The following is a 25262-nucleotide window of genomic DNA, read 5'->3' on the forward strand; positions in this document are numbered from 1 at the left end:
CGGCTGACGAATGACCGCCGCCGAAGTCCGGCCGCCGGTGCGCGACACACGCACCCGCGGCCGGACTTCCGCCGTGTACGGCCCGACCTCGGCAAGTACGCCTTGTTCCGCCGTCCGCGGACCCGGAGGGTGGAGGAGCGGCCCGGCCCCCTCGGTGGCGCCGAAGCGGCCGCCCGCCCACCACCTGCCGTCGAAAGGGACGCCCATGGCTCTGCGGTGGTCGCACGCCGCCCTCAACTGCCGTGACCTCGACACGACCGAGGAGTTCTACCGCCGCTGGTTCGGCATGCGGCGCGCCCGCTCCTTCGACGTGGCGGGCGCCCGGTTCGTCTTCCTGCGGCTCGGGGACGCCTACCTGGAGCTGTGCTCGCTGCCCCCGCAGGCGGCCGCGGCACCCGAGCCCTCCGCCGACGGGCCGCACGCCGCCGGAGCCGTACGGCACCTCGCCTTCCAGACGGACGACGTGGACGCCTTCCTGGCCCGCATGGGGGACGCCGCGCGGGTCACCCTGGGGCCGCTGGACTTCGACGCGTTCATCCCCGGCTGGCGCAGCGTGTGGCTCGCCGACCCCGAGGGCAACGTGGTCGAGGTCAGCCAGGGCTACCGCGATCTGCCCGACGACGCCCCGACGGACGCCAAAGTGACCCTGGGATGACTACCCAGAACACGGTTCTGGCTGGTCGGCGGCGGCCGGCGGAGGATTTTCCTCAACCGACCCGAGAGGGAGAGAGCCGCCATGCCGCACACCGGTGACCGTTACTCGCAGGACGTCGTCTGGCAGCCGTTGCGCATCCGGACCACCCGTCACGACATACCGGTCCGCGTCTACCGGCCCGAGGCCGGACACGTCGGCTGGCTGGTCTGGGGGCACGGCGGCAGCTGGCGGTCCGGCTCGCTGGAGGGGTGGCACGCCGCCTGCGCGGACCTGGCCCGCCGCTCCGGCTGCGCGGTCGTCAGCGTCGACTACCGGCTGGCCCCGCAGCACCGGCACCCGGCGGCCCTCCACGACGTGCTCGCCGTCCTGGAGTGGGCCCAGGAACGGGCCGACGAGGAGGGGCTGCCGCCCGTCGCGGCCGGCGGGGACAGCTCCGGCGGGACGATCGCGGCGTGCGCGGCGCTGGTACGGCGCGACCGGGGCGAACCGCTGAGCGCCCAGGTCCTCGCCTACCCCCCGCTCGACCCGGCGTGCCGCGCCCGGTCCTACACCCGCTACCTCAACAACTTCCCCACCCAGCCGGGCATGGTCGCCGCCTGGCGGGACTACCGGGGCGGCAACACCGGCCCCGGCTTCCCGCCCAGCACGCCCTTCGAGGCCGGCGACCTGGCGGGCGTGGCCCCGGCGATCCTGGCCGTCGGCGCGTTCGACCCGGTCGCCGACGACGTCCGGACGTACGCGCGGATGCTGCGCGAGGCGGGCAACGACGTCACCTTCCAGCAGTTCCCGCACCTGCTGCACGGCGCGTTCCTGCAGCCCGACGGGGCCGGCGTGTTCGGCGACGAGCAGGACTCCTCCGAGGACCCCAGGGCGCTGCGCCACTGGCTCGCCGCGGCCCTGCACGACCGGATGGCGGCGTCGGCCGCCGCGACCGCACCCCACGACCGGGCCGTCTGACGGCCCCGACCCGAGAAAGAGAGAGGTCATGACCAGCACCCCCGGCGTCACCGACGCCCCCGGCACCGACGCCACCGCCTCCGTGCCGGGCCATCTCGGCTCCCTGCTGCGGCACTTCGGCGACCTGCGCGACGGCCTGCACGGCGACCAGGCCACCCGCCAGGGCAAGGAGCGCCTGTTCGTCACGGCGGTCGAGCTGCTCGGCCCGTACGCCGAGCAGGCCCTGCGGGAGGTGAACGAGCACCTGCTGCGCGACACCGGCGAGATCAGGGCCAGCGGCGTGCGCCGGACCCCGGACGGCGGGGTCGCCGCCACCTGGGCGCTCACCTGGCCCGAGCAGCGCATCACCGAGATCGACCCGATCACGATCAGGGCGCATTACGGGGGCGGGTTCCACCATCCGCACCTGAGCGGCGCCACGGTCGGGGAGTGGCCGCTGAACGTCTTCGACGCCGGGCAGGCCGCCGCGGAGCTGCCCCTCCTGCGCGCGATCGCCGCCGCGGACCTGCACAACCTGGTCTTCCAGCGGGACTTCAGGATCGTGCCGGCCACCGTCGCCGAGGGCGGTCCGCTGCGTCCGGGTGCGGTGCTCAACCCGCGGACCAAGGGGCTGCCGGTATGACCGTACGCCTGTCCGTCCTCGACCAGTCCCCGGTCGGCGAGGGGTTCACGCACTCCGACGCCCTGCGCGCCTCCGTCGAGCTCGCGGAGCGGGCCGACGCGCTGGGGTTCACCCGCTACTGGGTCGCCGAGCACCACCACTCCCCCGGTTTCGCCGGCACGGCCCCGGAGATCCTGGCCGGGACGCTGCTGTCGCGCACCCGGCGCATGCGGATCGGCACCGGCGGCGTCCTGCTGCCGCGGTACGAACCGCTGAAGGTGGCGGAGGTGTTCTCGGTCCTGGCGTCGCTGCACCCGGGCCGGGTCGACCTCGGGCTCGGGCGGGCCGGGGGCCCGGCGGCCCGGTTCCCGCAGCAGGTGCAGGAGGTGAGCCGGCTGCTCGGCCTTGGTGGCGGGCAGGGCGGCGGGGCGGGGTCGCTGCCGCCCCTGCCGCCGCTGGTCTCCGCGGCCGAGATCCCCCCGCGGCTGTGGCTGCTGGGGGCGGGGACCCGCTCCGCCGCGCTCGCCGGTGAGCTGGGCACGTCGTTCGCCTTCGCGCACTTCCTCGCGCCCGACCCGGGCGTGGTCGCCCTGGAGGGCTACCGCCAGGGGCTTGCGGCGTCGGCGTGGGGTCCGCAGAAGGGCGTGCTGGCCGTCCGTGTCGTCACCGCCGACACACAGGAGCGGGCCGACGGGCTGGCGCTGAGCCTGCTGCTGTGGCGCAGCCGCAAGGACCTGGGGCAGGACCGCCCGCTGCCCTCGGTGGACGCCGCGCGGCGGCACCGCTGGAGCACCGCGGAGGCGGAGCGGGCCGCCGTCAACAGCCAGGCGCTGGTGACCGGTACGCCGGAGCGGGTCCGCGAGGAGCTGGAGCGGCTCGCGACGGCGCACGGCGTCGACGAACTCGTGATCAACACGCTCACCCACGACCCGGCCGACCGGGTGCGCTCCTACGAACTGCTGGCGCAGGCCTTCGACCTGTCCGGCCAGGAGGCACCGGAGGCCGACCGGGCGCCCGCCGCCGCGTAGGGGACACGCGGGCGGGTGTGCGCGGACCGCGCAGCCCGGGGACGCCGAACCGCCGGGCCGGAGGAATCCGGCCCGGCGGTTCGGCGTGTACGAAGGTGCGGGGCGTGGGGCAGGGGGGTGCGGGGCGTCCGCGCCGGCCCGGCGTCAGTCGTGCGGGGTGGGGACCAGCGGGAGGCTGCTGGGGTGCGGCAGGGAGCTGTTGGCCTCGCGGATCCGCGTCCCGGGCGCCACGCGCAGCCGCCACCGGGAGAAGAGCGTCGCCAGCGCGACGGTCATCACGGTCATCGCCAGGTGCTCCCCGATGCACCGGTGCGGCCCCGTCCCGAACGGGAAGTAGGCCCCGCGCGTCACGACCTGGCCGCTCTCGGGCGCCGACCGGTCCGGGTCGAACCGCCGCGGGTCCGGGTACAGGACCGGGTCGCGGTGCATGGCGCGCGGACTGTAGCCGACCTCGGAGCCGGCCGGGACCGCGACCCCGGCCAGGACGACGTCGTGGCGGGTGCGGCGGGTGAAGAGCATCGGGGAGCGCAGCCGCAGCGTCTCGTGCAGCACGCGGCGGGTGTACGCCAGGTCGTGCAGGCGGTCGTAGCCGACCGGGCCGTCGCCGAGCACCGCGTCCGCCTCCTTGCGCAGCCGCTCCTGGACCTCGGGCCGTACGGTCGCCTCGAACACCGCCCAGCTGAGGGTGGTGCTGGTGGTCTCCAGGGAGGCGAAGAGCAGCATCAGCAGCTCGCTGCGGATCTCCGTGCCGGTGAGCGGCTGCCCGGTGGCCGGGTGCCGGGTCGCGAGGAGCGCGTCCAGCACGTCGGGGTGGTCCCCGGCCGGCGCGGCCCGGCGCTCCGCGACCATCCGGTCCACCGTGGTGTGGAACCGGTTCACGGCGGCCTTGAAGCGGCGGTTGCCCGGCGTGGGGAACTCGGTGACGGCGTCGGGGAAGACCGTGCGCGCCAGGAGCCGCCGGGCGATCATGTACAGGGTGGTGCGGATGTCGCTGACGACGGCGGGCGGCAGCTCCGTGGTGAACAGGCAGCGCAGCACGACCGCCGTCACCAGGTCCGACATCTCCTCGTCCGCGGCGACCACGGCGCCGGGCCGCCAGCCGCCCAGCCGCCGTTCGGCCTCCTCGGCGATCACCGCGGTGTGGTCGCGCACGCTGCGCCGGCTGAACGCGGGCTTGAGGGTACGGCGCTGGTGCTGGTGCTCCGGGCCGTTGGAGGCGATCAGCGGGTTGCCGAAGTTGGCGGCGAGCCGCTCGAAGAACCGGCCGCGTTCGAAGGTGTCGGTGTCGACCTGGATGCGGTGCACCAGGGCGGGGTCGTTGGCCAGGTACAGGCCGATGGGGCCGAAGCCGACCCGTACCAGCGGGTCGGCGGTCCGGGACGACTCGAAGAAGCTCAGCGGCCGGCGCAGCAGCGCGGGGGCGTGGCCGAGCAGCGGAACCCCTCCGGGTGCCGGGGGGCATGAGGTGGTGGCGGACATGTCCGGACTCCTCGTCGGGCTCGTACGGGAAGGGGGCCGCGGCGGCGTCAGCCGGTGGCGGGGACGGTGCCGACGGCCAGGACGTTGCCCTCGCTGATGTAGCCGTCGGGGTCGCCCAGCGGGTGGTCGGCCGCCTCGGGGTCGAGGAACCGTTCCCATTCCGCGCTCAGCCCGAGGGCCAGGGCCTGCGGCGCCAGTTGGGCGCAGGCCGCCCGGTAGAAGCCGGAGGCGGCCGCGGTGAGCGGGGCGTGGTGCTCGATGAGGACCGTGCGCTGCCGTACGCCGGTGAGCCCGGCCTGCCGCAGGTGGCGGTACAGCTCGCGGGAGCGCAGCAGCTGGCGGGCGTAGCCGGGGTCGGCGGCCGCGGCCCGGAAGAAATCGGCGAACAGGTACGGGTCGGCCGGGCGCGCCGTGATCAGGTGGGCGTCCAGGTCCTTGACCGCGACGGTGCCGCCGGGGCGCACCACGCGGACCAGCTCCCGCAGGGCCGCGGCGAGCCGGTCGTCGTCCAGGTATTGCACGGTGTTGGCGCACCAGACGGCGTCGAAGGTGTCGTCGTCGTACGGCAGGGCGGTGAGGTCGGCCTGCCGCACGTCCACGGGGCACGGGAGCCGGCCGGAGGCGGCCCGCTCGGCGGCGAGGGCGGCGTTCTCCGGGGCGAGGTCCACGGCGGTGACCCGGCCGGCGGGACCGGTGAGGTCCGCCAGGTGCGGCAGGAAGTCGCCGGGGCCGCAGCCCGCGTCCAGCACGTGCGCGCCGGGCCGGATGCCCGCCTGCCCGAGCAACTCCAGGTAGGGGCCCTCGCAGGCGCGGAAGTGGGCGTCCACGACGGTGTGGTGGGTGAAGCCGAGGCCGGTCGAGGTGGTGTAGCCCCAGGCCTTGTGGTCGTCGGTCAGCATGCGCGCACCTCGGTCTCTTCGGTCGCGCCGGTCTCTCCGGCCGCCGTGTTCTCTCCGGCCGCCGTGGCCTTTTCGGCCGTGTCCGTCGCGTCGGTCGCGTCGGTCGTGTCGCTCGGGTCGACCGCGTGCAGGAGTTCCCGCAGCGCCGCGGTGACCGCCTCGGGCGTCTCCAGCGGGGGCAGGTGCCCGGCCTTCGGGAGGGTGATCAGGCGCCCGTGGGGCAGCGCGTCGGCGGCGTGCCGGGCGTCGTCGTGCGGGACGAGCTCGTCCTCCTCACCCGCGATCACCACGGCCGGTACGCGGGCGGTGCGCAGGGTGCCGGTGGAGTCCGGGCGGGCGGCGATGGCCAGCTGGGCCCAGGCCAGGGCGGCCGGGTCGGCGGCCCGGGCGTCGGCGGTGACGCGCCGCAGGACGTCGGGGCGCTCGGCGCGGGTGGTGGTGCCGACGAGCAGCGCGCTGGACCGGTCGACGAGCGGCCCCCGGGCCTCGTCCAGCCGGACGAGACGGGCGAACTTCCGCCGCTGCGCCGCCGCTTCCGGCGTGTCGGCGGTGGCCCGGGCCGACAGCAGGGCCAGGCCGGCGACCCGGTCGGGGTGGCGGGCGAGGAAGGCCATGGCGGTGTAGCCGCCCATGGAGGCGCCCGCGATCACGGCGCGGTCGACGCCGCGCCCGTCCAGCAGGCGGGCGAGGTCGTCGGCGACGACGTCGAGCGAGGGCGGGGCGTCGCCGAGCGGCGCGGAACCGAAGCCGCGCTGGTCGGGGGCGATGACGGGGTGGCCGAGCGCGGTGAGGGCCCGGCGCTGGGCGTCCCACATGGAGGAGTGGAGGGCGAGGGCGTGCAGCAGCACGACGGGCATGCGCGTCCGGTCGGTGGCGTTCATCGGCCGGTGCCTCCCGCCCCGGCGTGGGCGCGGGCCGCGGGCCCGGCCGCGGAGGGGGCGCCGTCCGCCCGTGCCGGCCCGGAAGGGGCGCCGTCCGCCCGTGCCGGCCCGGAAGGGGCGCCGTCCGCCGGTGCCGCCTCGGACGGGGCGCCGTCCGCCCGTGCCGCCTCGGACGGGGCGCCGTCCGCCCGTGCCGCCGTCTCCGCGCGGGCGACGAAGTCGGCGATGTGCGGGGCGAGTGCGGTGCTCCGGGGCCAGGCGAGGGCGACCGGGGCGGGCGGCAGGTCGTGGATGGGGACGACCCGGATCCCGGGGGGCGCGACGTCGGCCAGCGAGACGAGCGAGATGTGGACCGCGCCCTCGCCGGCCACCAGGGCCATCATGCGCGGCACGTCGGTCACCCGGTGGCGGCGGTGGATGGTGCGGCCCGCGGGCGTCCGGGGCGGGACGACCTCGTCCCAGACGTAGTCGGGCATGGTGCCGGGGCGTTCGAAGGCGTCGTAGTCCGCGAGCTCCTCGATGGAGACCGACGCGCGGTCGGCGAGCGGGTGCCCGGCGCCGACGACGGCCGCGCGGGCGTCGTACGTCAGCACCCGGCTCACCGCCAGATCCGGCTCGTCCAGCCGGAACTTGACGATCATGAGGTCCAGTCCGCCCTCGCGCACGCCCCGGAAGGGGTCGGCGACGTCGTACTGGCTCAGCAGCACACCGGCGGGGTCGTGGCCGGCGAGGCGCAGGATGCGGTGGGCGACCTCGGCCGAGCCGTGGTAGCCGAGCCGGATCGCCGGAGGGCCGGCCGGGGGCGGGGTGGTCCCGGGCGGGGTCGGTCGGTCAGTCAAGGGGGGTCTCCTCGGTCAGCCCGGCGGCGGCACGGAGCCGCCCGGGGAGTGTGGTGTCGGCGGTGACGCGCAGGGCCGCGAAGGACGCCGGCACGCCCATCAGCCGCGGCACCTGGCGGATGGTCACCGCGTCGCCGTGCGCGATGAGCCCGTCCAGTACCGCTTCCGCCAGGACGTGGTTGAGGTGCACCAGCGCCTCGGACACGGAGCAGCCCGCGGTGGCGAGGTACAGGTGGCGGTGGACCGGTGGGCGGCCCGCCGCCCCCGCGCGCCCGGGCACGCGGACGGTGAGGTCCGGCGCGGCGGGCAGTGCGGCGTCCCCGTGGAACAGCTTGAGCAGCCGGCGCAGGGCGGCGGTCTCGGACGCCGGCCCGGGTCCGGCCCAGGCCGCCGAGCCGTCGTCGGCGGTGTGGGCGAAGGCGAACCGGTCGCGGAGGTTGGCGGGATTGCCCGCCAGGAACACCGTACGGGTGAAGGAACGCCGCCACAGGGCCGCGCGCTCCCCGGCCAGCGACAGGGCGAACGCGCAGGTGGACCGCACCCATTGGGCCAGGTCGAGCCGTCCGATCACCACGGCGGCCACGGTGTCGTCGGTGTCCGGCGCGGGGCCGCTGCCGCTCCGGCCCCCGCCGTCGCCTTCGCCCGGCGCGGGGCCGGAGCCCTGGGCGGCGCCCTGGATCGCGGCCTGGGCGGCCAGGAGCCCTTCGGCGGACGCCAGGTCGAAGCGCACGGCGAGGTCGGGCCGGGCGGTGCGGATCCGTGCGGCGGCCGCCTGCCGCAGCCGCTCCTGGGTCGGCGTCACAGGTACACCGCCGCGAGCAGGTCGGCGGCCGGTGCCGGTCCGCGCCTGCCGAGCAGGCTCGACGTCAGCCGGTACGGGTCGACGTACCGGTGGTCGCGGCGGTGGCGTCCCAGGCGCGCGGGCAGGGTGTCCGGGTCTCCCGCGCCGGCCGCGGCGAGCAGCCGCTCCGCCCGGGACATGGACTGGCGCAGCAGGTCGGCGCGGAAGGACTGCTGCTGCCCGGGGCCGAGCAGCGCGATGAAGTACAGCCGCATGCCGAGCCGGACCACGGGCGGCGGGTACGCGGCGAGGGCCTCGGTGAGCAGGGCGCCGGCGTGGTGGTCCTGCCAGCCGCCGTGGCGGGCCGAGCGGATGCGGCCGTCGATGGGGACGCGGCCGACCGGGACCCGGCGCACGGCCGGGCCGAGCGCGGCCAGGACCCGTTCGAGCTGCTGGTAGTCCGGGTCCAGTTCGGTGTCGTAGAGGAGCACCACCTCGTCGTGGTCCGGTGCGATCGGCAGCAGCTCGCGCAGCGCGCAGGCGAGGTAGTTGGGCCGGCCGGCGGCGGTGACGATCTGCCGCAGCGGCAGTCCGTACCGGGTCGCGTCGAGGTAGACCGGACCGCCGGTGCCCCGCTGGTCCAGGCACATGCCCAGCGCGCCGAGGCGCTCGATCATGCCGTCCAGGTCCAGCCCCGGCGGCTGGTGGCGGGTGAGCCCGGGGTCGTGCATGCCGAGGGCGGCGTAGTGCCCGGCCCACAGGCGCAGGACGCGCGCGCCCGCCGGGTGCACCCAGCCGCGCTCGGCGGCCACCGCGTACGGCTGGAGCGCCTCGGCGGGGGCGCGCCGCGCCTCGGCCCGGAACGCGACGTACAGCTCCCCGATCCGTTCCTCGGTGAGACCGTCGTAGTCGGTGTCGCCGCGCGTGCGGTCGAGGTACTCCCAGAAGGCCAGGGTCTGTTCGGTGGGGTGGTAGGTGGTGGGGCTGTAGCGGAAGGTCACGTCCGCCACGCCGCGGGTGGCCCGGTACATCACGTCCGTCCACAGCAGGCCCTTGAGGTGGCTGGGGGTCAGCGGCTTGGACGGGGTGATCGTGATGGGGGCCAGCAGGACCCGGCCGCCGGTGGGCGCGGAGCCGGCGGTGGCGGGTGCGTGGGTCAGGGCCGTCACGGACGGCTCCTCTCCGCGGCCGCGACGAGCGCCACCAGCTCGTCGCGGGAGGGTGCCGTACGCCCCGGGGCGGCGGGGGCGGGCGCCTGGCGTACGCGGGTGACGAACTTCTCGTCGCCCAGGAGTTCGGCGGGCGTGGTCAGGCTCATCAGCATGCGGGTCAGGCCGCGCCAGACCACGCCGTCGCTGCGCGCCGCGGCGGCGATCTCGGCGGACGTGGGCGGCCGGTCGGGGTCCCCGGCCGAGGGTGTTCCCGCGGGTGCCGGTGCGCCCTGGACGGCGGCCCGCCAGCGGGCGATGCGGTCGCGGTCGGCGGCCGCCGCGTGGTCGTACCACGGCCGGTGGAGCGCTTCCGCCGCCCGGGCCACCGCCCGGCTCTGCGCCGGACCGACGGCAGGGTGGCGGGCCAGTTCGTCGGCGAGCAGGAAGGCGTGCGCCAGCGCCAGGGACATGCCGCGCCCGAAGAGCGGGTTGGTGACGCACGCGGCGTCGCCGACCGCGAAGAGGCCCGCCACCCGGCACTGGGTGGCGGCCCAGCGCAGGGCGTTGGGCGGACTGGTGATGGCGTGCACGGGCGAGATCGGCTCCGAGACGCCCGGCGCGAGCCAGGGGCCGAGGCCGGGTGTGGCGCGGGCGAGGGCGGTGAAGCCGGCGCGGGTGCGCAGCCCGGCGAGAGCGTGGTCGCCGGGGAGGGTGGCCAGGGCGATGGAGAAGGTGTCGTTGTCGGCGGGGTGCAGCACCCCGGCGTAGTGGTCCCAGATGTCACCGGCCGCGTTGCCCCGGTTGACCGGGCCCGGGTAACCGCCGTCGCCGGTCAGGCGGTAGAAGCGGGAGTAGCCGGCCAGTCCGGACGGGCTGGTCACGTCGTCGCCTACGGGAACGCCCGCCCGGCCCAGCCAGGTCCGGGCCATCGCCCGCTGCCCGGTGGCGTCGACGACGAGGTCGGCGGGGAGGCGTTCGCCGCGGTCGGTGACGACGGCGGCGACGCGGCGCCCGGCCGGGTCGAGCTCCACGCCCCGGACCGTCGTGTCGTGCTGGATCAGGACGCCCGGCAGGTCGCGCACGGCCCGGTACAGCACCAGTTCGAGGCTGGTGCGGCGGCAGGCGAGGGCGACCAGGTCGTCGTCGCCCGGCTCCCGGTCGCGGTCGGTGGCGCCGGGCGGCATCGCGAGGGTGAGGTCGAGCTCCTTGGCGCCCGTGGCGCGCGCCGCGGACAGCACCTGGGGCGCGCGGGCGCGCAGCAGCGTGACGCCCAGCGAGGTGAGGGTGTGGGAGTGGGACGCCTGCGGGACGGTGGGGCGCACCCAGCGGCCCGCGGACTCGCCGACGGACCACTGGGGCGGCCGGGCGGAACGTTCCAGGATCAGGACGCGACAGCCGGTCGCGGAGAGGGCGAGCGCGGTGGCGAGGCCCGCGACGCCCCCTCCGGCTATGACGGCGTTGCGCATGTCAGCTCCTCCTCCCGTGGACGAAGAACACCCTGCGGACGTCGCGCACCGAGCGCGGCGGCACCGGGTCGGGCCAGCGGCCGAAGTCGGCGCCCTCCTCGCCCGGTTGCACGGCGCGCACGTCGAAGCCGTACTGCGCGAAGAGCTCCTCCGGCTCGTCGCTGCCGAACAGCCAGGGGCAGCCCCAGCCGGAGAACACGTCGAGCAGGCCGCGCATGTGCGGCAGGGTGAGGGCGGCGGCGTTGACGATGTCGGCGGCGATCCGGCTGCCGGGGGCGGAGATGGCCGCGACCCGCTGGAGGATGCGGTGGGTGTCCGGCTCGGGGATGTAGTACAGCAGTCCTTCGAGCAGCCACGTCGACGGCAGCGCCGGGTCGTACCCGGCGTCGCACAGGTCGCGCTCCCAGTCCGGCGAGGTGAGATCGACCGCGACGCGGCGGTGGTCGGTGCGGGGCCGTGCCGCCGCGCCGAGCTGCTCCTCCTTGTACGCCAGGACGGCGGGCCGGTCGACCTCGAACCAGCGGATGTGGGAGGGCCAGTCCAGGCGGTAGGCGCGCGAGTCCATGCCGGCCGGGGCGAGCACGATCTGCGTCATGGCCGGGTCCCGCGCCGCGTCCTGGAGGTAGTCGTCGAAGAACCGGGTGCGGATGGCGTTGTAGTCGGGGGTGGAGGGCAGGGTGCGCTCCCGGCCGGGCGGGAAGGTGGCGGCGCGCACCTCGGCGAGCAGCTCGGGACCGATGTCCCCGGCCAGGGCCGCCGCGTACGGGTCCTCGTAGAGCCGGTCGGGACGCTTGCTCTCGGCGGCCCGGAGGGCGGCGGTGAGCAGGGCGGTCCGCTCGACGGCGTCCAGCGATGCGGTCATGACGGTGAACCTTCTTCCTGTACGGGCGGTACGGGCTGCGCGGGCGGTGCGGGCGGTGCGGGCTGTGCGGGCTGTGCGTGCGGGGCGGCCGGGGCGGGCCCGGGGGCGCGGCCGGTGAGCCGCTGCCACTGCTCCGGGTCCTGCCGGAACAGCCGGTCCTTGACCTGGGTGGGGCGTACGCCGGCCGCGACGGTGGACTGCCAGTCGTGCAGGAACGCTTCGGCGGACAGCAGCGTGACGGTGGGGGCGGCCAGCCGCCCGGAGCGGCGGGCGTCGCGGTAGCCGGCGGACTCGCGCTCCAGGGCACCGTCGAGCCGGCCGGTGAACCGCCGGGTCTCGTCGTCGGTCCACGGGGTGCGCGGGGCGAGGGCGAACGTGTAGGCGGGGGCGCCGGCTCCGGCGCTCCGCTCCACCCGGCAGGCGGCGTTGCGGACCTCCAGGCCCCCGGCGTCCAGGGCGGCGGCCAAGGCGCGGATCACCTGGGCGTCGCGCAGCCGCTCCCCCACGGCGTCGGAGAGGGTCGCGCGGCCGGCGTACTCGACGCGGGGCACGCCGTCCACCCGGTCGGTCACCCGGACGACGTCGCCGACGGCGTACCGGTACAGACCGCCGACATGGCTGAAGACCACGTGGTAGTCGCGGCCGGTCTCCAGTTCCTCGGGCCGCAGGGTCTCGGTGTCCGGGCCCAGCTCGGCGCCGGCGTCGGCGAACTCGTACACCGAGGCGGTCACCACCAGGCTGCCGGCGCTGCGGTGGCGGTCCAGGGCGACGCCCACGGGGCCTTCGGAGGCGGCCACGGGGGCGGGCAGCACGGTCACCCCGGCGCCGAACTCCTCCTTCAGGCGCGGCAGGTACAGGGAGGCGACGCCGGTGGTCCAGCAGAACAGCGCCTTCAGGTGCGGCCAGACGTCGGCCGGGCGCACCGCGCCCGACCGGGCGGCGAGCCGTTCCAGCTCGGCCGCGCGGTGCGGGTTGGGGGCTCCGGAGGGCAGTCCGCCGACGGTGCCGTCGTGGACCTCCTTGACGATCCGCGACCACCACAGGTTGAGCTGGTAGGGCACCGCCGCGACCATCGCCGGGTTGATGCCGATCACGCAGCGCACGTCGCTCTCCACGGCGAGCCGCAGGCGCAGGTACATCTTCTCCAGGTGGGCGCCGGGCTCCACCGGCACGGGCAGGGTGGCCCACGGGGCGGAGGTGCCGGGTTCGGCCGACAGCGGCTCGCCGAACTTCTCGCCGAAGTCGACCTGGCTCGCCCCCACGTGGGGGCGCCCCGAGGCGGTGGTCGGCGGGGCGGCGAGCGGGTCGTGCTTGAGGTTGAGGACGGCGTCCGGCCGGGCGATCACCTCGGGGAAGTGCTCGATCAGCGGCGCCCACGCGGCGTAGTAGAAGGGGAAGAAGGTGGTGTGCATGAACCGCGCGGTGACCGGGATCTTCTTGTGCGCCCCGGTGGTGCCGCTGCTGGTGAAGAACACCACGGGCGGGTCGGCGCTCAGCACGTCCGGCTCGCCGGCCGCGGCGCGCTCGATGTAGGGGGCCAGCGCCCGGTAGTCCTGGACGGGGACCGCCTTGCGCCAGTCGTCCAGGGTGCGGATCCGGTCGAACCCGTGCTCCTTCCCGTACGCGGTGGAGGCGTTGCACCCGACGAGGTCGGCCAGCACCCGCCGCTGGTGCGCGGCCGCGTCGGCGTGCGCGGCGCGCAGCCGCTCCCGCTCGGACAGGACGCGTTCGCGGTAGCGGCGCAGCCGGTCCGGGTCGGTCCAGGTGTCAGGCGAGTTCATGGGCGAGTGCCTCCTGTATGTCGCGCATGGTGCGTTCCGGGTCGCCGTCGGCGTGGACGACCGTCACCGGCAGGTGCCTGATCTCGTCCCGCATGGTCTTGGCGAGGTCGCTCTGGTAGCGCTCGAAGCCGTCCCGGTCGGGGTGGTCCCCGTAGTACTCCAGCCGGTTGAGTGCGGCGCCGCCGCGGGTGCGCCCCCACGCGGTCCCCGGGGGCACGTCGAGCCAGATCACGCGGCGCGGCCGGGGCAGGGTGCGCCACCAGGCGAACATGGGGTTCTCGGGCACGCCGGCCAGCCGGCACTTGGCCAGCAGCTTGTAGTAGTACGAGTCCACGACGGCCGGGGTGCCGGTGCGGTCGTCCAGCAGCCGGTCGCGCAGGTGGAGGACCGCGGTCTGGATCAGCGTGGCGAAGAACTCCGGTGACCAGGCGTCGGGCCGGGCGGCGACGTCGGTGACCACGGCCCGGCGGAGCCGGCGTATGAGGTCGTGCTCGGTGCCGAGGAAGGCGTCGTCGGCGGAGACGAGCCGCCAGGGCGCGGACGTGTCGCGCAGATGTCTCATGGCGGAGGACTTGCCGGCGTAGTCGGCGCCGAGCAGCACGCAGAAGGCGGGACCGGCCTGTCCGGCCGGTGAGTCGGCTGTGGAGTGGTCCAGGACCATGGAGCAGTGCACCCCCGGATGGTTCGGCGTGGCGGTCGCGGCCGGCTGCTGCGGCCTGCCGGTACGCCGGAGAACATTACGTAGATACCGTTCGGTATGTCGGGGTGGACGGGGTCGCGGGAACGACCCCGGCAAGTCCCCGAAGTCTCGGGGCACCTGCCGGGGCCGGTCCTGCCGTGCGCCCGGTGGCCGGCCGGTCAGCCGGCCGGCTGGTCCAGGTAGTCGCGGAGCAGCGCGGCGAGTTCGGCGGGCTGCTCGAAGGGGACGTTGTGGCCGCAGTCCAGCTCCGTGTACCGGCTGCCGGCGATCCCCCGGTGCAGTTCCCTGGAGTGCGCCACCGGGATCACCATGTCCTGGCGGGCGCCGACGACCAGGGTGGGCGCCTGGATCGCGGCCAGCCGGTCGCGGATGTCCACGACGAGGTCCAGGTCGATCTGGCGCTTGGCGCCCTCGGAGGGGTCGGCGGCCTTGGCCGCCGCGGCGATCCCCTCGCGGCCCATGGCGGTCAGCCGGTCCGGGGAGAGCGACAGCAGGGTGATGAACTGCTGGTACGCCTCGATGTCGAGGTCGGCGAGCCGGCGCCACAGGCCGAGCGCCAGCTCCTGGCGCGGATCGTCGTTGCGGGCCCAGCCGCCGACGAGGACCAGCCGCCGCACCAGCTCGGGCTGTTCGGCCGCCAGCGCCGCGGCGACCACCGCGCCGAGGGAGGCGCCGACCACGTCGACCGGTCCGTCGACGGCGGCGCGGGCGGCCGCGGCGACCTGGGCGACCAGCAGGCCGAGGGTCAGCTCGCCGTCCGGCAGCGGGGTGCGGCCGCTGCCCGCGTAGTCGGGGGTGATGACGGTGAACCGGTCGGTGAGCAGGGGCCGCACGGCCGAGTAGTTGGCCTCGGAGTCGGCCGTGGAGCCGTGGACGAGGAGCAGGCCGGGCCCGGATCCTTCGACCCGGTAGTGGACCTCGGTGCCCGCGACGCTGACGGTGGACATGGGGGTGACGCCTCCTCAGGGATGGGTGGGGCCGGGGCGGCCGGGTCAGCTCCGGGTCGGTGCGGAGGACTGCTCGACGAGGGTGTCGTGGGTCGCCGGGGCCGGCGACGGGATGGCGACCGGGGCGGCGGGGCGCTTGCGGCTGCGGCTCAGGTGGCGCATGGCGGGCGTCTCCACGAAGCGGTAGAGCAGCCAGCCGCCCAGCAGGGACGCGGCGAAGAAGCCGATGACCACGAGGATCGCGACGGGGATGCTGTACGTGGCCTCGCCGAGCAGGGAGCGCAGGTAGAAGATGGTGACGCCCTGCACCAGGTAGAAGCCGAAGGAGACCTCACCGAGCCACACCATGGGCCGGCTGCGCAGCCAGGTCTCGCGCCCCTGGACGTCGGCCGTGGCGACGGAGCAGATCAGTGCGGCGACCGGGATGATGGTGGCCACGACGAAGCCGTACTCGAACGGGGCGACCAGGGCGGCGGCGTAACCGATCGCCGACAGGACCACCGAGACGCCGATGCCGATGCGGCGCGGCCAGCGGCCCGCGAGGACGATCCGGGCCAGCATGATGCCGAGGGCGAACTCGAAGACCCGGGTGGGCGGGAAGAGGTAGCCGAACCAGAACTGCATGTCGGAGATGGGGGTGATCGCCGACTTCGGGGTGTCGGGGATGAGGAAGCGCGTGACCAGCTGGACGCCCACCATGCCCGCGATCATCAGGCCGGACCACAGCCACAGCCGGTTCTCGCGGATCTTGCGGATCAGCACGATCAGGAGCGGGAACAGCAGGTAGAAGAGGAACTCGCTGCCCAGGGACCAGCTCGGCGGGTTGACGCTGAGGTTGATGGCCGGCTGCGGGAAGAAGGTGTGCAGCAGCAGCATGTTCGGCAGCCAGTGGCCCACGCTGGTGACGGCGGCGCCGGCGAAGAGCAGCATCGACGCGGCGAACACCACGAGGTGGTTGGGGAAGATCTTGCACACGCGGCGCCGGTAGAAGGACGTCAGCCGCTCACCGGGGCGGGAGGCCCAGGCGAGGACGAAGCCGCTGAGGACGAAGAAGAACGACACGCCCATGTAGCCGGCCTTGCTGAAGGCCGTGGTGAAGACCTCGGCCACGCCGTCGTGGGCGAAGGGGTTGATCGGCGCGTTCGGCGGGATGGGCGAGTCCGTCAGCGAGGCGTGGAAGAAGAAGACCAGGAGGGCCGCGAAGAACCTCAGCCCCGTCAGGGACGGGAGGTTGGCGGGCCGGGTGGGTGCGGCGGCGGTCGCCCGGGAGCGGGCGGAGGAGATCACAGACATGATGAGGACGCTTTCCGGCGCGGGAACGGAACGGGGAACAGGACGGGGGACGGGACGGGGAAGGGCGCGCGGCGCGGGGACGGGCGGGAAGCCGGGCGGGAGCCGGCCGGGGCGGCCGCCGGGCGGCGGCCGCCCCCGCGTCGTGCTGCTGGGTGTCGTGCGGGAGGTGGGTGCGTCGCCCTACTCGGTGTCGCGCCGGGGGACGTCCATCTCGTTGCGGTAGAGCATGAGCTTGGCGTCCTTGGCCACGTAGTAGTTCTGGACCGAGTAGGCGATGGTGGCGAAGTCGAGCCGGCCGTCGCCGTTGAAGTCCGCGGTGGCGATGCGGGCGACGGACTCCTCGGAGACGCGCCACTTGGCCCAGATGCCGTTCGCCGCGTCGATGGCCTTGTAGTACATGACGCCCTGCCACGGCCACGGCCCGCGCAGCGCGACCAGGAACTCGTCGTCGCCGTCACCGTCGAAGTCGGCGCAGACGATCTGGTGGCCGGGGCCCTCCCCGTTCTCGTTGGGGTCGCCGTAGACGTCGAGCAGGACGCGGTTCCACTCCACCTCGTCGGCCGGCCCTTCGGTGGCCTTGGTGTAGACGGCGACGGTGTTGCCGTGGAAGGGCTCGATGGCGGCGACGTACGCCATCGGGTCGTCGCCGAGGCGGCCGGCGTTCAGGTCGCCGCTGCCGCGGAAGCCGGTCTGCTCGAACTGGGTCAGCTCGCCGGTGCCGATGAGCTTGCGGATCCACTCCTGGCGCCGGTCGTCCCAGTAGAGCCAGGTGACGCCCTCGTCGGAGGCGAGCAGCAGCGAGTCCCGGTCGGAGCCCGGTATCAGGCCCTTCTTCTTCTCCGCGCCGTGGATCATGCGGAAGTGGCTGTCGTCGATGACCGTCATCGGCCATTCCTCGGCCGCGTGCACGTCGTCGGGCTGGGTGAACATCACCACCGGCAGGACCGCGTGGACGTCCTCCTTGGCCACGATCGGCAGGCCGATGACCTCCAGCCGCTCGGTCTGCGTGAAGTGCCCGACGCGCAGCCGGTGCATGCCGGTGGCGCGGCCGATGTAGTGGCGCTTCCAGCGCGACTCGTCCTTGTCGGGGCTGCCGGGGTTCTCCAGCCAGTCGATCTTCCCGCCCGCGGTGTTGGCGTCGTGGATGGTGCCGATCGGGCCGTAGAGGTCGTAGCAGACGATGATGTCGGGGCTGCCGTTGCCGCTGACGTCGGCGAAGTCCGCGCCGACCGGCATCTTGATCTTGTCCTGGACGAGGCGGCGGGTCCACCGCTCGTCGTTCTGGTACCAGTAGATCTCGCCGAGCCGCAGCCCGTAGCCGAACAGGTCCGGCCGTCCGTCGCCGTCGATGTCCGGGGCCTCCAGCCAGTACCCGTCGCGCAGCTGGTCGGCGACGAGCTCGGCGGTGAACTTCGGGGCCTGGAAGTCGGGCAGGGAGTTGCTGGTCATGGTGGGTCTCCTCGGGGAAGTCAGCGGGTGCGGCGGTGGTACTCGACGGCGAGCCAGACGCAGTCGGTGTCGGCGCGGTACTGGTGCCAGGGGTAGACGTAGGTGCCGTCGGGGCCGGTGGAGCAGAAGGGGTCCGGGGTGGTGTAGCCCGGGCTCATCACCACGTCCTGGTAGAGGGTCCGGTGGTCCTGCTCCCGGAACTTCTGCATGCGGCCGATGCCGTGGACCTGGGTGTGCACTTCGATGAAGTCGTGCTGGTTGTGGATGAAGCAGTCGGTGCCGGCGGGGGCGTACCAGAGGTTGACCTTGATGTCGAAGGTCTCGGGCGCGGCCGGTTCCGGGATCTCCTTCAGCAGGTGGGCGGCGTCGAAGGTGACGGTGCCGGCGTCGTCCTGCGGGCTCTTCCACAGCGGGGTCTCCCGGGGGAAGGGCAGGCCGTCGCCCGGAGCGGCGTCCTCACCGAAGAGGTCCCCCAGCAGGGCCCATCCCGGTTCGCCCGTGATGCCGGCCATGCCGCCGTCGTCGTGCACCCGGAGCAGGACGAGGGTGTCGGCCCGCTCGATGACGGTGTCGGCGAGGATGGCCGAGGACAGGGCGGGGATGCTCGTGCGGGGCGTTTCGGCGAGGGGGACGGCGCTGATGCCGGTGTTGACGACGATGGCCGTCCCGTGGATCCGGTGGTCGCGGGCGTTGCGGACGAGCGTCGCCTCGACGCGCGGGCCGGTGAAGTTCAGCGGGGTCTCGGTGGGGGGCTCGACCGCTGCCCCGGTGCCGGCGGTGGTGCCGGGCGGAGCGTCGAGCACGGTGTCGGACACGGCGCTGGCAGCCTTTCGGTCGGGTGCGGATGCGGTGTGCGGGGTGGGTTCGGGTGCGGATCGCGGGCCGCTTGGGGGTTCGGATTCGGACTCGGGTTCGAATTCAGGGGCGGATTGCGGGGCGGGTGCGGATTCGGACAGGGGGAGGGGGCGGGGTGCGGACCCGGGGGTCGCGGTACGGACTCGGGTGCGCGGTGCGGCGGTGCTCGGCGCGCGGTGCGCCGCGGCGGGACGGTCAGGTCCGTGCGTACGAGGAGGTCCGGGCCAGTTCGGCCGCGAGCTCGTCGACGGGGGTGCCGGGGACGAAGGGCTCCACCGGCGGGCCGTCACCGAAGAAGTGGGCCAGCGCGCCGACGGTGCGCTCGGTGGCCCGGCCGTCGCCGTACGGGTTGGCGGCGGCGGCCATGCGGTCGTACTCGTGGGGGTCGCGCAGCAGCCGGGTGGCTCCGGCGACGATGCTGTCGGTGGTGACGCCGACCAGGCGGGCGGTGCCGGCCACGACGGCCTCGGAGCGCTCGGTGACCGTGCCCAGGACCAGCGTGGGCTTGCCGAGCGCCGGGCCCTCCTCCTGCGAACCGCTGCTGTCGGAGAGGATGATGTCGGCGCGGCGCATCAGACGGCAGAAGTTCAGGTACGGCAGGGGGTCGACCACGGTGATGTTGGGGTGGTGCCCGATCCGGGGCAGCATCGCCTCGCGCACCACCGGGTTGCGGTGCAGCGGCACGACCACCCGGACGTCCGGCTCGTCGGCGATCTCCGCGAAGGCCTGCGCGATCTCCGGCAGGTGCGGCCAGGCCTCGCGCCGGTGGGCGGAGGCGAGGATGATCCGCCGCGGGTCGGTGTCGAGGTCCGCCAGGGCCGGGTCGCCGTAGTCGTCGGCCTTGTCGCACGCCCACTGCAGGGCGTCGATGACGGTGTTGCCGGTGACCACGACGCTGTCCTCGCTGACGCCTTCGCGCAGCAGGTTGGCCCGGTTGCCGGGGGTGGGCGCCAGGTGCAGGCGGGCGACCTGCGCCACCAGGCGGCGGTTGCCCTCCTCCGGGAACGGGGAGTCGAGGTGGCCGCTGCGCAGCCCGGCCTCCACGTGCACGACCGGGATCCGGTGGTGGAAGCCCGACAGGGCGCCGGCGAGGGTGGTCGCCGTGTCGCCGTGAACCAGTACGGCCTCGGTGGACAGCACCGCGAAGTGCTCCTCCAGACCGCGCAGCGAACGGTAGGTGACCTGGGAGAGCGTCTGCTTCGGCGCCATGATCTCCAGGTCTATGTCGGGCTTGAGGCCGAACGCGTCGAGTGTTTCGTCGAGCATCTGGCGGTGCTGACCGGTCGAGATCACCACCGGGTCGAACCTGGGGTCGTCCTGGAGCGCGCGGATGACCGGGGCGAACTTGATGGCTTCGGGCCTGGTACCGAGAACTACTGCGACGGACCGCATGGTTGTCATTCCTTTGCGACGTGGGGCGGTGACGTGGGCGTCGAGACGGCGTGAGGTCGTGACAGGAGCCGTGCGAGGTGCGCGTGTGGGGCGTGTGCCGTGGGCCGGAGAAGGGCTCCGGCGCCGGAGGTGCGTCAGCAGCGCGGCACTGCGCCGCCGGCGGGAGCGGAAGGTGCGACGCCTCTCGGAGCGGAAGCTCCGGGGCGGGTACTCCCTGCCGGACGAGAGATATCTTTTCCGTGAGCTATCTCCGTCGTCAAGCCGGATCGGTGTGACTTGCACAGCTCTCGGCGCGCGTCGGCCCGTGGCCGGATCCCGCGCACAACGCCCCGGCCCCGCGGCGCAGTTGAGACCGCGGGGCCGGGGCGGAAACAGCACTGCGCCCGCCGCGGGGTACGCGGCGGGCGCAGTGGGGGGATCAGGGCCTCAGGGGCCGCCCAGGGGCCTCAGAGGGCCGTCCAGGGGCTCACAGGCCCTCAGGAGGCCTGTGGAGGCTTCGGCGGCCCCTCGCGGGGCCGGGGGAGCCGTCCCGGCCCGGCCGGCCGGCGCGCCGGGAGGGCGGGCCGGCCGGCAGCGGTGCCGGCAGGCGGAAAAGGAGCGGTCGCGGTCAGCGCTTGGCCGGCTCCACGGAGAGCGAGTGGCGGAAGAAGTTCGACGGGTCGTAACGCCGCTTCACCTGCTGCAGCTTCGGATAGTTCTCCTTGTAGTACAGCGTCTGCCACGGCACGCCGGAGCGGTTGCGCCGCGGGTCGGCCACGTCCCGGTCGGGGTAGTTGATGTAGCAGCCGTCGGTGCGGTCGTCGATGACCGGCACACCGCCCGTCGCCGCGAAGAACTCCTCGTACAGGTCGCGCACCCAGCCGAGGTAGAAGTCGTCCTCCCGCTCGTCGGCCCAGAAGGTCTGGAAGCACATCTTGAAGACGGAGCTGCGCTGCGCGTTGGCCGTGGCGTCGGGCGCCACCGCGTTGACGCGGCCGCCGAAGGAGAACAGCACCAGCATGGTGTCCGGGTTCTGGAAGTCCGGCCGCGTCATGTGCTTGTAGAGGGCGGCGATCTGCGCGTCGGTGAAGTTCTTGCGCATGTACCCGGACTTGTGGGCGCCGCGCGAGGTGGGGTTGGTGATGGTCGGGTTGTTGGTGCCCACCAGCCGCGTCGCCTGGAGCCACGGCAGGGTGCGCGGCGCGGCGAGCTCCGGCATGGCCGGCAGCTCGCCCGTGGGCCTCGTCAGCGCCCCCGGCTTGATGCCGGTGCCGGCCGTGATGGCCGCCATGTAGTCGTCCAGCAGCTTCCGCGCCCCGGGCACCGTCGCGTCGACCTGGGTGAACATGCCCAGGCTGCCGTGGGCCTTGGCGCTGACGTTGAACAGGCTGCTGAGGTGGCGGTACTCGGAGTCGGGCCCGCTGTGCGTCTCGTGCCAGGCGCCGAAGTTCTTCAGCAGCCGGGTGAAGGTCACCTCGTCGAGCTGGTCCCACGGGATGTCCACCGCGCTGACCAGGACCGTGGACGGCGGCGAGACCAGCTGGTCCTGCGGGGCCGTGCCCTTGGCGTCCGGCGAGCGGAACCAGTAGCGGGTCACCAGGCCGAAGTTGCCGCCACCGCCGCCGGTGTGGGCCCACCACAGGTCGCGGTGGGGGTCGTCCTCCTCGCGGGTGGCGACGATGGTCCGGGTGCGGCCCTTGTCGTCGACGACCACGACCTCCACCGCGTACAGGTGGTCCACGACCAGGCCGTGGGCGCGGGAGAGCAGTCCGTAGCCGCCGCCGGCTATGTGGCCGCCCGCGCCGACGCTGTAGCAGATGCCGCCCGGGATGGTGACGCCCCAGCCCTTGTAGAGGGCCTCGTAGACGTTGATGAGCCGGGCGCCGGGCTCGACGTAGAAGGCCCGGCGGCGGGCGTCGTAGCCGACGTCCGTCATCTCGGAGAAGTCGAGGATGACCTCGACGTCCGGGTTGCAGGCGAAGTCGGCGAAGCAGTGGCCGCCGCTGCGCACCGAGACCCGCTTGCCGGCGCGGAACGCGTCGCGCAGGGCCTTCTCGGCGTCGGCCGACGACTTGATCATCTTGATGTAATCGGGTCTGGCGACGAAGCGCTGGTTGTTGCCGGTGGTCAGGTCGGGGTAGAGGGCGTCTCCGGGGCGGATGGTGGCGCCGAACTGCGCCGCCTCCCCCGTACCGGCGGGCGCGGCGGCGGCGGACGTGGCCAGGCCCGCGCTCACGGCCACGCCGCCGGCCAGGGCCGCGGTGCCGCTGAGGACCTTGCGGCGATTGATTCCACTCATGATCGGTTACCTCGGGTTCTTGTCGTGATGATGGAGGGACGAGCCCGTGGGACAGGTCGGGAAGGATCGGGACGCGCGGGTGCGCGACGGGTCGGGATGCGCAAGTGGGCAGGCGGAGGTGTCGTCAGACGGAGGCGTACGGGGCGGACCCCGGCTCCTCGGTGGCCGTGCGCCGCCGGTCCGACCGCCGGTCGAGCAGGCCGGAGAAGAGCGCCACGCCGAGGCCGGCCGCGGCCAGCAGCGCTCCGGTCCAGTTGGGTGCCGTCCAGCCGAGGCCGTGCTCGACGGTGAGGCCGCCGAGCCAGGCGCCGATCGCGTTGCCGAGGTTGAAGGCGGCGATGTTGGCGGCGGAGGCGAGGGCGGGCGCGCCCTCGGCCTTCTGCATGACCCGCGTCTGGAGCGGGGGCACGGTGGCGAACCCCACCACGCCGAAGAAGAAGACGGTGATCGCGGCGGGCAGCGGTGCGCGGGCGGTCTGGACGAAGACCAGCAGCACCAGGGCGAGCGCGCCCAGGATGACGTACAGGCTGCGCATGACGGCCTTGTCGGCGGCCTTGCCGCCCAGCACGTTGCCCACGCACAGGCCCACGCCGAACAGGACGAGCAGCCAGGCGACCGCTCCGGCGGAGAAGCCGGCCACCTCCGTCATCATCGGCGCGATGTACGTGAAGGAGGCGAACACCCCGCCGAAGCCCAGGGTGGTCATGGCGAGCGCCAGCCACACCTGCGGGCGGCGGAAGACGGCCAGCTCACCGCGGAGCCCGCCCGCCTGCTCCTTCGGCTGCGGCGGTACGAGGGCGGCGACGGCGGCCAGCCCCACGACACCGAGCGCGGTGACGGCCCAGAAGGTGGAGCGCCATCCGAAGTGCTGGCCGAGGACGGTCCCCAGCGGCACACCGAGCACATTGGCCACGGTCAGCCCGATGAACATCAGGGCGATCGCGCTCGCCTTGCGGTCCGGCGGGACGAGGTTCGCGGCGACGACCGAGCCGATGCCGAAGAAGGCGCCGTGGGTGAGGGCGGCCACCAGCCGCCCCGCCATGAGGAGTTCGTAGGTGGGGGCGAGCGCGCACAGCAGGTTGCCCACGATGAAGATGCCCATGAGGAGCGTGAGCATGGTCTTGCGGGGCAGCCGGGCCCCCGCGGCGGTCATCAGCGGCGCGCCGACCACCACGCCGAGGGCGTAACCGGTGACCAGCATGCCGGCGCTGGGGATCGGCACCGACAGGTCGCGGGCGACCTCGGGCAGCAGACCGACGATCACGAACTCGGTGGTGCCGATGCCGAAGGCACCGAGCGCCAGGGCGAGCAGGGCGGCGGGCATCATCGGTCCTTCCGGGGCGTGGCGCCCGTGCCCGGTTCGGCGGCCGTCAGGCGCCGCAGCCGTGCGTAGTCGGTGAGCTGCGCGCGCAGCCGGCGGCGGCCGCGGTGGAGCCGGGAGGTGACCGTGCCGTGGGGGACGCCCAGCCGCGCGGCTATCTCCCGGTAGGCCAGCCCCTCGACGTCGGCGAGGTAGACGACCGTGCGGAACTCGGCGGGCAGGGCCTGCAGCGCTTCCAGCACCTCGTGGTCGGCCATGCGGTCCAGCACCTGCGACTCGGCCGAGGGCAGCCGGGCGGCGCCGTGGCCGGCGGCCCGGACCTGGAGCCAGTCGTCGGCCTCCCCCACCAGCGCCCACTGCGGCTCGTGCTGCCGCTTGCGGTAGAGGGTGATGAAGGTGTTGATCAGGATGCGGTGGAGCCACGCCCGCAGGTTGGTCCCCGCCCGGAACTGGTGGAAGGACTGGTAGGCCTTGGCGAAGGTCTCCTGCACCAGGTCCTCGGCGTCCGCGCGGTTGCGGTGCAGCCGCAGGGCGGCGGCGTACATCTGGTCCCGGTAGCCGAGGGCATCCCCTTCGAACCGGGCGGTGCGCTGCTCGTCGGTTTCGGCCGGGGCGAGGAGGCCGCCGGCGGCCGGGGTGAGGGTGTCGGTCATCGGGTGTCCTTCGGCGTCAGATCTGGCGGAGTGCTCCGCCGTCCACGGCCCACTCGGCGCCGGTGACCTGCGCGGCCTGCGGCGAGAGCAGGTAGGCGATGATCCGCGCGACGTCGTCGGGCGTGCCGATCCGGCCGCTGGGCAGCTTGCGCTCCTCGCGGATGAAGTGGTCGACGGCCTCGTCGGCGGGCAGTCCGTACCGCTCGGCCAGCTGCTCGGCGAAGCCTCCGGGGGCGTCGAAGAGCGCGGTGCGCGTGGGGCCGGGCGAGACGACGGTGGAGCGGATGCCGCGCGGGGCGAACTCGGCCGACAGGCTCTTGGAGAGCGACAGCAGGGCCGTCTTGGTGGCGGCGTAGTCGGCGATGGACGGGTCGGGGAAGCGGGCGGCCTCGCTGGCGACGTGGACCAGGCTGCCCTCGCCGCGCTCCAGCAGGGCCGGCAGGGCCGCGCGGGTGATCCGCACGTGGGCGTGGAAGTTGACCTCGAAGGCGGCGTGCCACTCCTCGTCGGTCACGTCGAGGAAGCCGTCGTGGGAGGTGAGGGCACCGGCGTTGTTCACCACGCCGTCGAGGCGGCCGTGCCGTTCGAGGACGGCTGCGACGACGTGCGGGGCCGCCTCGGGGTCGGTCAGGTCGGCGGCGACCGAGGTCACCCCGGGGCCGAGGGCGTCGATGCCGTCCGTGCGGCGGGCCACGCCGACGACGCGGGCCCCTTCGGCGGCCAGCAGCCGGGCGGTCGCCTCGCCGATGCCCGTGGAGGCGCCGGTGACGAGGAAGACCCGGTCGGCCAGGTGCAGGTCCATCAGTGCTCTTTCGTGGTGGAGGGACGGAACGGGGAGCGGGTCGGGCGAGGAGGGAGGGGAGGGTTCGGCGGTGCACCCCGGGGCGGGGGATGACGGAGGGGTGCACCGCCGGGTCTGTGGCGGGCGGACCGGCCGGGTCCTGTGGTGCGGAACCGGCCGGGCACGCCCGGGCCGGAGGACCGGCCCTAGTTC

At 74.4% G+C, this 25262-nt stretch carries 23 protein-coding genes; 4 read left to right on the top strand and 19 right to left on the bottom strand.

Annotation, left to right across the window (positions count from 1 at the left end):
* The first annotated feature begins 205 nt into the window (after window positions 1-205).
* The 4 genes from ACIA79_RS32985 to ACIA79_RS33000 all read left to right on the top strand — a co-directional run bounded on the left by ACIA79_RS32985 (window position 206) and on the right by ACIA79_RS33000 (window position 3241).
* Window positions 206-655 (top strand): VOC family protein, encoded by a 450-nt coding sequence (locus ACIA79_RS32985; RefSeq protein WP_399432107.1) that lies wholly within the window; start codon window positions 206-208, stop codon window positions 653-655.
* Window positions 656-736: 81 nt separating this feature from the next.
* Window positions 737-1612: an alpha/beta hydrolase gene (locus tag ACIA79_RS32990; protein ID WP_399432108.1), complete on the top strand. Its 876-nt coding sequence runs from the start codon at window positions 737-739 to the stop codon at window positions 1610-1612.
* Between the two features lie 28 nt (window positions 1613-1640).
* A complete protein-coding gene (locus ACIA79_RS32995) occupies window positions 1641-2234 on the top strand; it encodes a hypothetical protein (protein WP_399432109.1) in 594 nt (197 codons plus the stop codon).
* Window positions 2231-3241 carry an MsnO8 family LLM class oxidoreductase gene (locus tag ACIA79_RS33000; protein ID WP_399432110.1) on the top strand — a complete coding sequence of 337 codons (1011 nt, stop codon included), beginning with the start codon at window positions 2231-2233 and terminating at the stop codon, window positions 3239-3241. The genes ACIA79_RS32995 and ACIA79_RS33000 overlap by 4 nt, the downstream gene beginning before the upstream one ends.
* A 144-nt stretch (window positions 3242-3385) precedes the next feature.
* On the opposite strand, the gene ACIA79_RS33005 is transcribed toward ACIA79_RS33000, so the two are convergent.
* The 19 genes from ACIA79_RS33005 to ACIA79_RS33095 all read right to left on the bottom strand — a co-directional run bounded on the left by ACIA79_RS33005 (window position 3386) and on the right by ACIA79_RS33095 (window position 25070).
* Complete coding sequence (locus ACIA79_RS33005) at window positions 3386-4720, bottom strand: cytochrome P450 (RefSeq protein ID WP_399432111.1); 1335 nt, start codon at window positions 4718-4720, stop codon at window positions 3386-3388.
* Between the two features lie 47 nt (window positions 4721-4767).
* The gene (locus tag ACIA79_RS33010; RefSeq protein ID WP_399432113.1) at window positions 4768-5619 is read right to left on the bottom strand and encodes a class I SAM-dependent methyltransferase; all 852 of its coding nucleotides are present in this window, start codon (window positions 5617-5619) and stop codon (window positions 4768-4770) included.
* Entirely contained in the window at window positions 5613-6500 is an 888-nt protein-coding gene (locus tag ACIA79_RS33015; RefSeq protein ID WP_399432114.1) for an alpha/beta fold hydrolase, read from the bottom strand. The genes ACIA79_RS33010 and ACIA79_RS33015 overlap by 7 nt, the downstream gene beginning before the upstream one ends.
* Window positions 6497-7339: a LysR substrate-binding domain-containing protein gene (locus ACIA79_RS33020; RefSeq protein ID WP_399432115.1), complete on the bottom strand. Its 843-nt coding sequence runs from the start codon at window positions 7337-7339 to the stop codon at window positions 6497-6499. Before ACIA79_RS33020 ends, ACIA79_RS33015 begins: the two co-directional genes overlap by 4 nt.
* Window positions 7332-8141, bottom strand: coding sequence for a DUF6182 family protein (locus ACIA79_RS33025; RefSeq protein WP_399432116.1), 810 nt, complete (start codon window positions 8139-8141; stop codon window positions 7332-7334). The genes ACIA79_RS33020 and ACIA79_RS33025 overlap by 8 nt, the downstream gene beginning before the upstream one ends.
* Window positions 8138-9289, bottom strand: a complete 1152-nt coding sequence (locus ACIA79_RS33030; RefSeq protein WP_399432117.1) for a hypothetical protein — start codon at window positions 9287-9289, stop codon at window positions 8138-8140. Before ACIA79_RS33030 ends, ACIA79_RS33025 begins: the two co-directional genes overlap by 4 nt.
* A complete protein-coding gene (locus ACIA79_RS33035; protein WP_399432118.1) occupies window positions 9286-10737 on the bottom strand; it encodes an FAD-dependent oxidoreductase in 1452 nt (483 codons plus the stop codon). Before ACIA79_RS33035 ends, ACIA79_RS33030 begins: the two co-directional genes overlap by 4 nt.
* A gap of 1 nt (window position 10738) precedes the next feature.
* On the bottom strand, window positions 10739-11599 hold the full coding sequence (locus ACIA79_RS33040) for a class I SAM-dependent methyltransferase (protein ID WP_399432119.1): 861 nt from the start codon (window positions 11597-11599) through the stop codon (window positions 10739-10741).
* The gene (locus ACIA79_RS33045; RefSeq protein ID WP_399432120.1) at window positions 11596-13380 is read right to left on the bottom strand and encodes a GH3 auxin-responsive promoter family protein; all 1785 of its coding nucleotides are present in this window, start codon (window positions 13378-13380) and stop codon (window positions 11596-11598) included. The genes ACIA79_RS33040 and ACIA79_RS33045 overlap by 4 nt, the downstream gene beginning before the upstream one ends.
* Window positions 13367-14053: a hypothetical protein gene (locus ACIA79_RS33050; protein WP_399432121.1), complete on the bottom strand. Its 687-nt coding sequence runs from the start codon at window positions 14051-14053 to the stop codon at window positions 13367-13369. The genes ACIA79_RS33045 and ACIA79_RS33050 overlap by 14 nt, the downstream gene beginning before the upstream one ends.
* A gap of 185 nt (window positions 14054-14238) precedes the next feature.
* Window positions 14239-15027 (bottom strand): alpha/beta fold hydrolase, encoded by a 789-nt coding sequence (locus ACIA79_RS33055; protein ID WP_399432122.1) that lies wholly within the window; start codon window positions 15025-15027, stop codon window positions 14239-14241.
* Window positions 15028-15072: 45 nt separating this feature from the next.
* Complete coding sequence (locus tag ACIA79_RS33060; protein WP_399432123.1) at window positions 15073-16320, bottom strand: acyltransferase family protein; 1248 nt, start codon at window positions 16318-16320, stop codon at window positions 15073-15075.
* A gap of 180 nt (window positions 16321-16500) precedes the next feature.
* On the bottom strand, window positions 16501-17769 hold the full coding sequence (locus ACIA79_RS33065) for an FG-GAP repeat domain-containing protein (protein WP_399432124.1): 1269 nt from the start codon (window positions 17767-17769) through the stop codon (window positions 16501-16503).
* 20 nt (window positions 17770-17789) lie between these two features.
* Window positions 17790-18584, bottom strand: a complete 795-nt coding sequence (locus ACIA79_RS33070; protein WP_399432125.1) for a hypothetical protein — start codon at window positions 18582-18584, stop codon at window positions 17790-17792.
* A 235-nt stretch (window positions 18585-18819) separates the two neighbouring features.
* A complete protein-coding gene (gene wecB, locus ACIA79_RS33075) occupies window positions 18820-20016 on the bottom strand; it encodes a non-hydrolyzing UDP-N-acetylglucosamine 2-epimerase (RefSeq protein ID WP_399432126.1) in 1197 nt (398 codons plus the stop codon).
* Between the two features lie 607 nt (window positions 20017-20623).
* Window positions 20624-22294, bottom strand: a complete 1671-nt coding sequence (locus ACIA79_RS33080; RefSeq protein WP_399432127.1) for an FAD-dependent oxidoreductase — start codon at window positions 22292-22294, stop codon at window positions 20624-20626.
* Between the two features lie 124 nt (window positions 22295-22418).
* Entirely contained in the window at window positions 22419-23618 is a 1200-nt protein-coding gene (locus ACIA79_RS33085; protein WP_399432130.1) for an MFS transporter, read from the bottom strand.
* Window positions 23618-24268: a sigma-70 family RNA polymerase sigma factor gene (locus ACIA79_RS33090; RefSeq protein ID WP_399432128.1), complete on the bottom strand. Its 651-nt coding sequence runs from the start codon at window positions 24266-24268 to the stop codon at window positions 23618-23620. The genes ACIA79_RS33085 and ACIA79_RS33090 overlap by 1 nt, the downstream gene beginning before the upstream one ends.
* Before the next feature lie 16 nt (window positions 24269-24284).
* Window positions 24285-25070, bottom strand: coding sequence for an SDR family NAD(P)-dependent oxidoreductase (locus ACIA79_RS33095; protein ID WP_399432129.1), 786 nt, complete (start codon window positions 25068-25070; stop codon window positions 24285-24287).
* Window positions 25071-25262: the final 192 nt, after the last annotated feature.

The organism is Streptomyces sp. NPDC051310 (assembly GCF_044455245.1).
GTDB lineage: Bacteria > Actinomycetota > Actinomycetes > Streptomycetales > Streptomycetaceae > Streptomyces.

Bases quoted from the DNA above. Each gene is read 5' to 3' on its own strand.
- ACIA79_RS32985 (WP_399432107.1), top strand. From the start codon at position 206: ATGGCTCTGCGGTGGTCGCACGCCGCCCTCAACTGCCGTGACCTCGAC.
- ACIA79_RS32990 (WP_399432108.1), top strand. From the start codon at position 737: ATGCCGCACACCGGTGACCGTTACTCGCAGGACGTCGTCTGGCAGCCG.
- ACIA79_RS32995 (WP_399432109.1), top strand. From the start codon at position 1,641: ATGACCAGCACCCCCGGCGTCACCGACGCCCCCGGCACCGACGCCACC.
- ACIA79_RS33000 (WP_399432110.1), top strand. From the start codon at position 2,231: ATGACCGTACGCCTGTCCGTCCTCGACCAGTCCCCGGTCGGCGAGGGG.
- ACIA79_RS33005 (WP_399432111.1), bottom strand. From the start codon at position 4,720: ATGTCCGCCACCACCTCATGCCCCCCGGCACCCGGAGGGGTTCCGCTG.
- ACIA79_RS33010 (WP_399432113.1), bottom strand. From the start codon at position 5,619: ATGCTGACCGACGACCACAAGGCCTGGGGCTACACCACCTCGACCGGC.
- ACIA79_RS33015 (WP_399432114.1), bottom strand. From the start codon at position 6,500: ATGAACGCCACCGACCGGACGCGCATGCCCGTCGTGCTGCTGCACGCC.
- ACIA79_RS33035 (WP_399432118.1), bottom strand. From the start codon at position 10,737: ATGCGCAACGCCGTCATAGCCGGAGGGGGCGTCGCGGGCCTCGCCACC.
- ACIA79_RS33040 (WP_399432119.1), bottom strand. From the start codon at position 11,599: ATGACCGCATCGCTGGACGCCGTCGAGCGGACCGCCCTGCTCACCGCC.
- ACIA79_RS33045 (WP_399432120.1), bottom strand. From the start codon at position 13,380: ATGAACTCGCCTGACACCTGGACCGACCCGGACCGGCTGCGCCGCTAC.
- ACIA79_RS33055 (WP_399432122.1), bottom strand. From the start codon at position 15,027: ATGTCCACCGTCAGCGTCGCGGGCACCGAGGTCCACTACCGGGTCGAA.
- ACIA79_RS33060 (WP_399432123.1), bottom strand. From the start codon at position 16,320: ATGTCTGTGATCTCCTCCGCCCGCTCCCGGGCGACCGCCGCCGCACCC.
- ACIA79_RS33065 (WP_399432124.1), bottom strand. From the start codon at position 17,769: ATGACCAGCAACTCCCTGCCCGACTTCCAGGCCCCGAAGTTCACCGCC.
- wecB (WP_399432126.1), bottom strand. From the start codon at position 20,016: ATGCGGTCCGTCGCAGTAGTTCTCGGTACCAGGCCCGAAGCCATCAAG.
- ACIA79_RS33080 (WP_399432127.1), bottom strand. From the start codon at position 22,294: ATGAGTGGAATCAATCGCCGCAAGGTCCTCAGCGGCACCGCGGCCCTG.
- ACIA79_RS33085 (WP_399432130.1), bottom strand. From the start codon at position 23,618: ATGCCCGCCGCCCTGCTCGCCCTGGCGCTCGGTGCCTTCGGCATCGGC.
- ACIA79_RS33090 (WP_399432128.1), bottom strand. From the start codon at position 24,268: ATGACCGACACCCTCACCCCGGCCGCCGGCGGCCTCCTCGCCCCGGCC.
- ACIA79_RS33095 (WP_399432129.1), bottom strand. From the start codon at position 25,070: ATGGACCTGCACCTGGCCGACCGGGTCTTCCTCGTCACCGGCGCCTCC.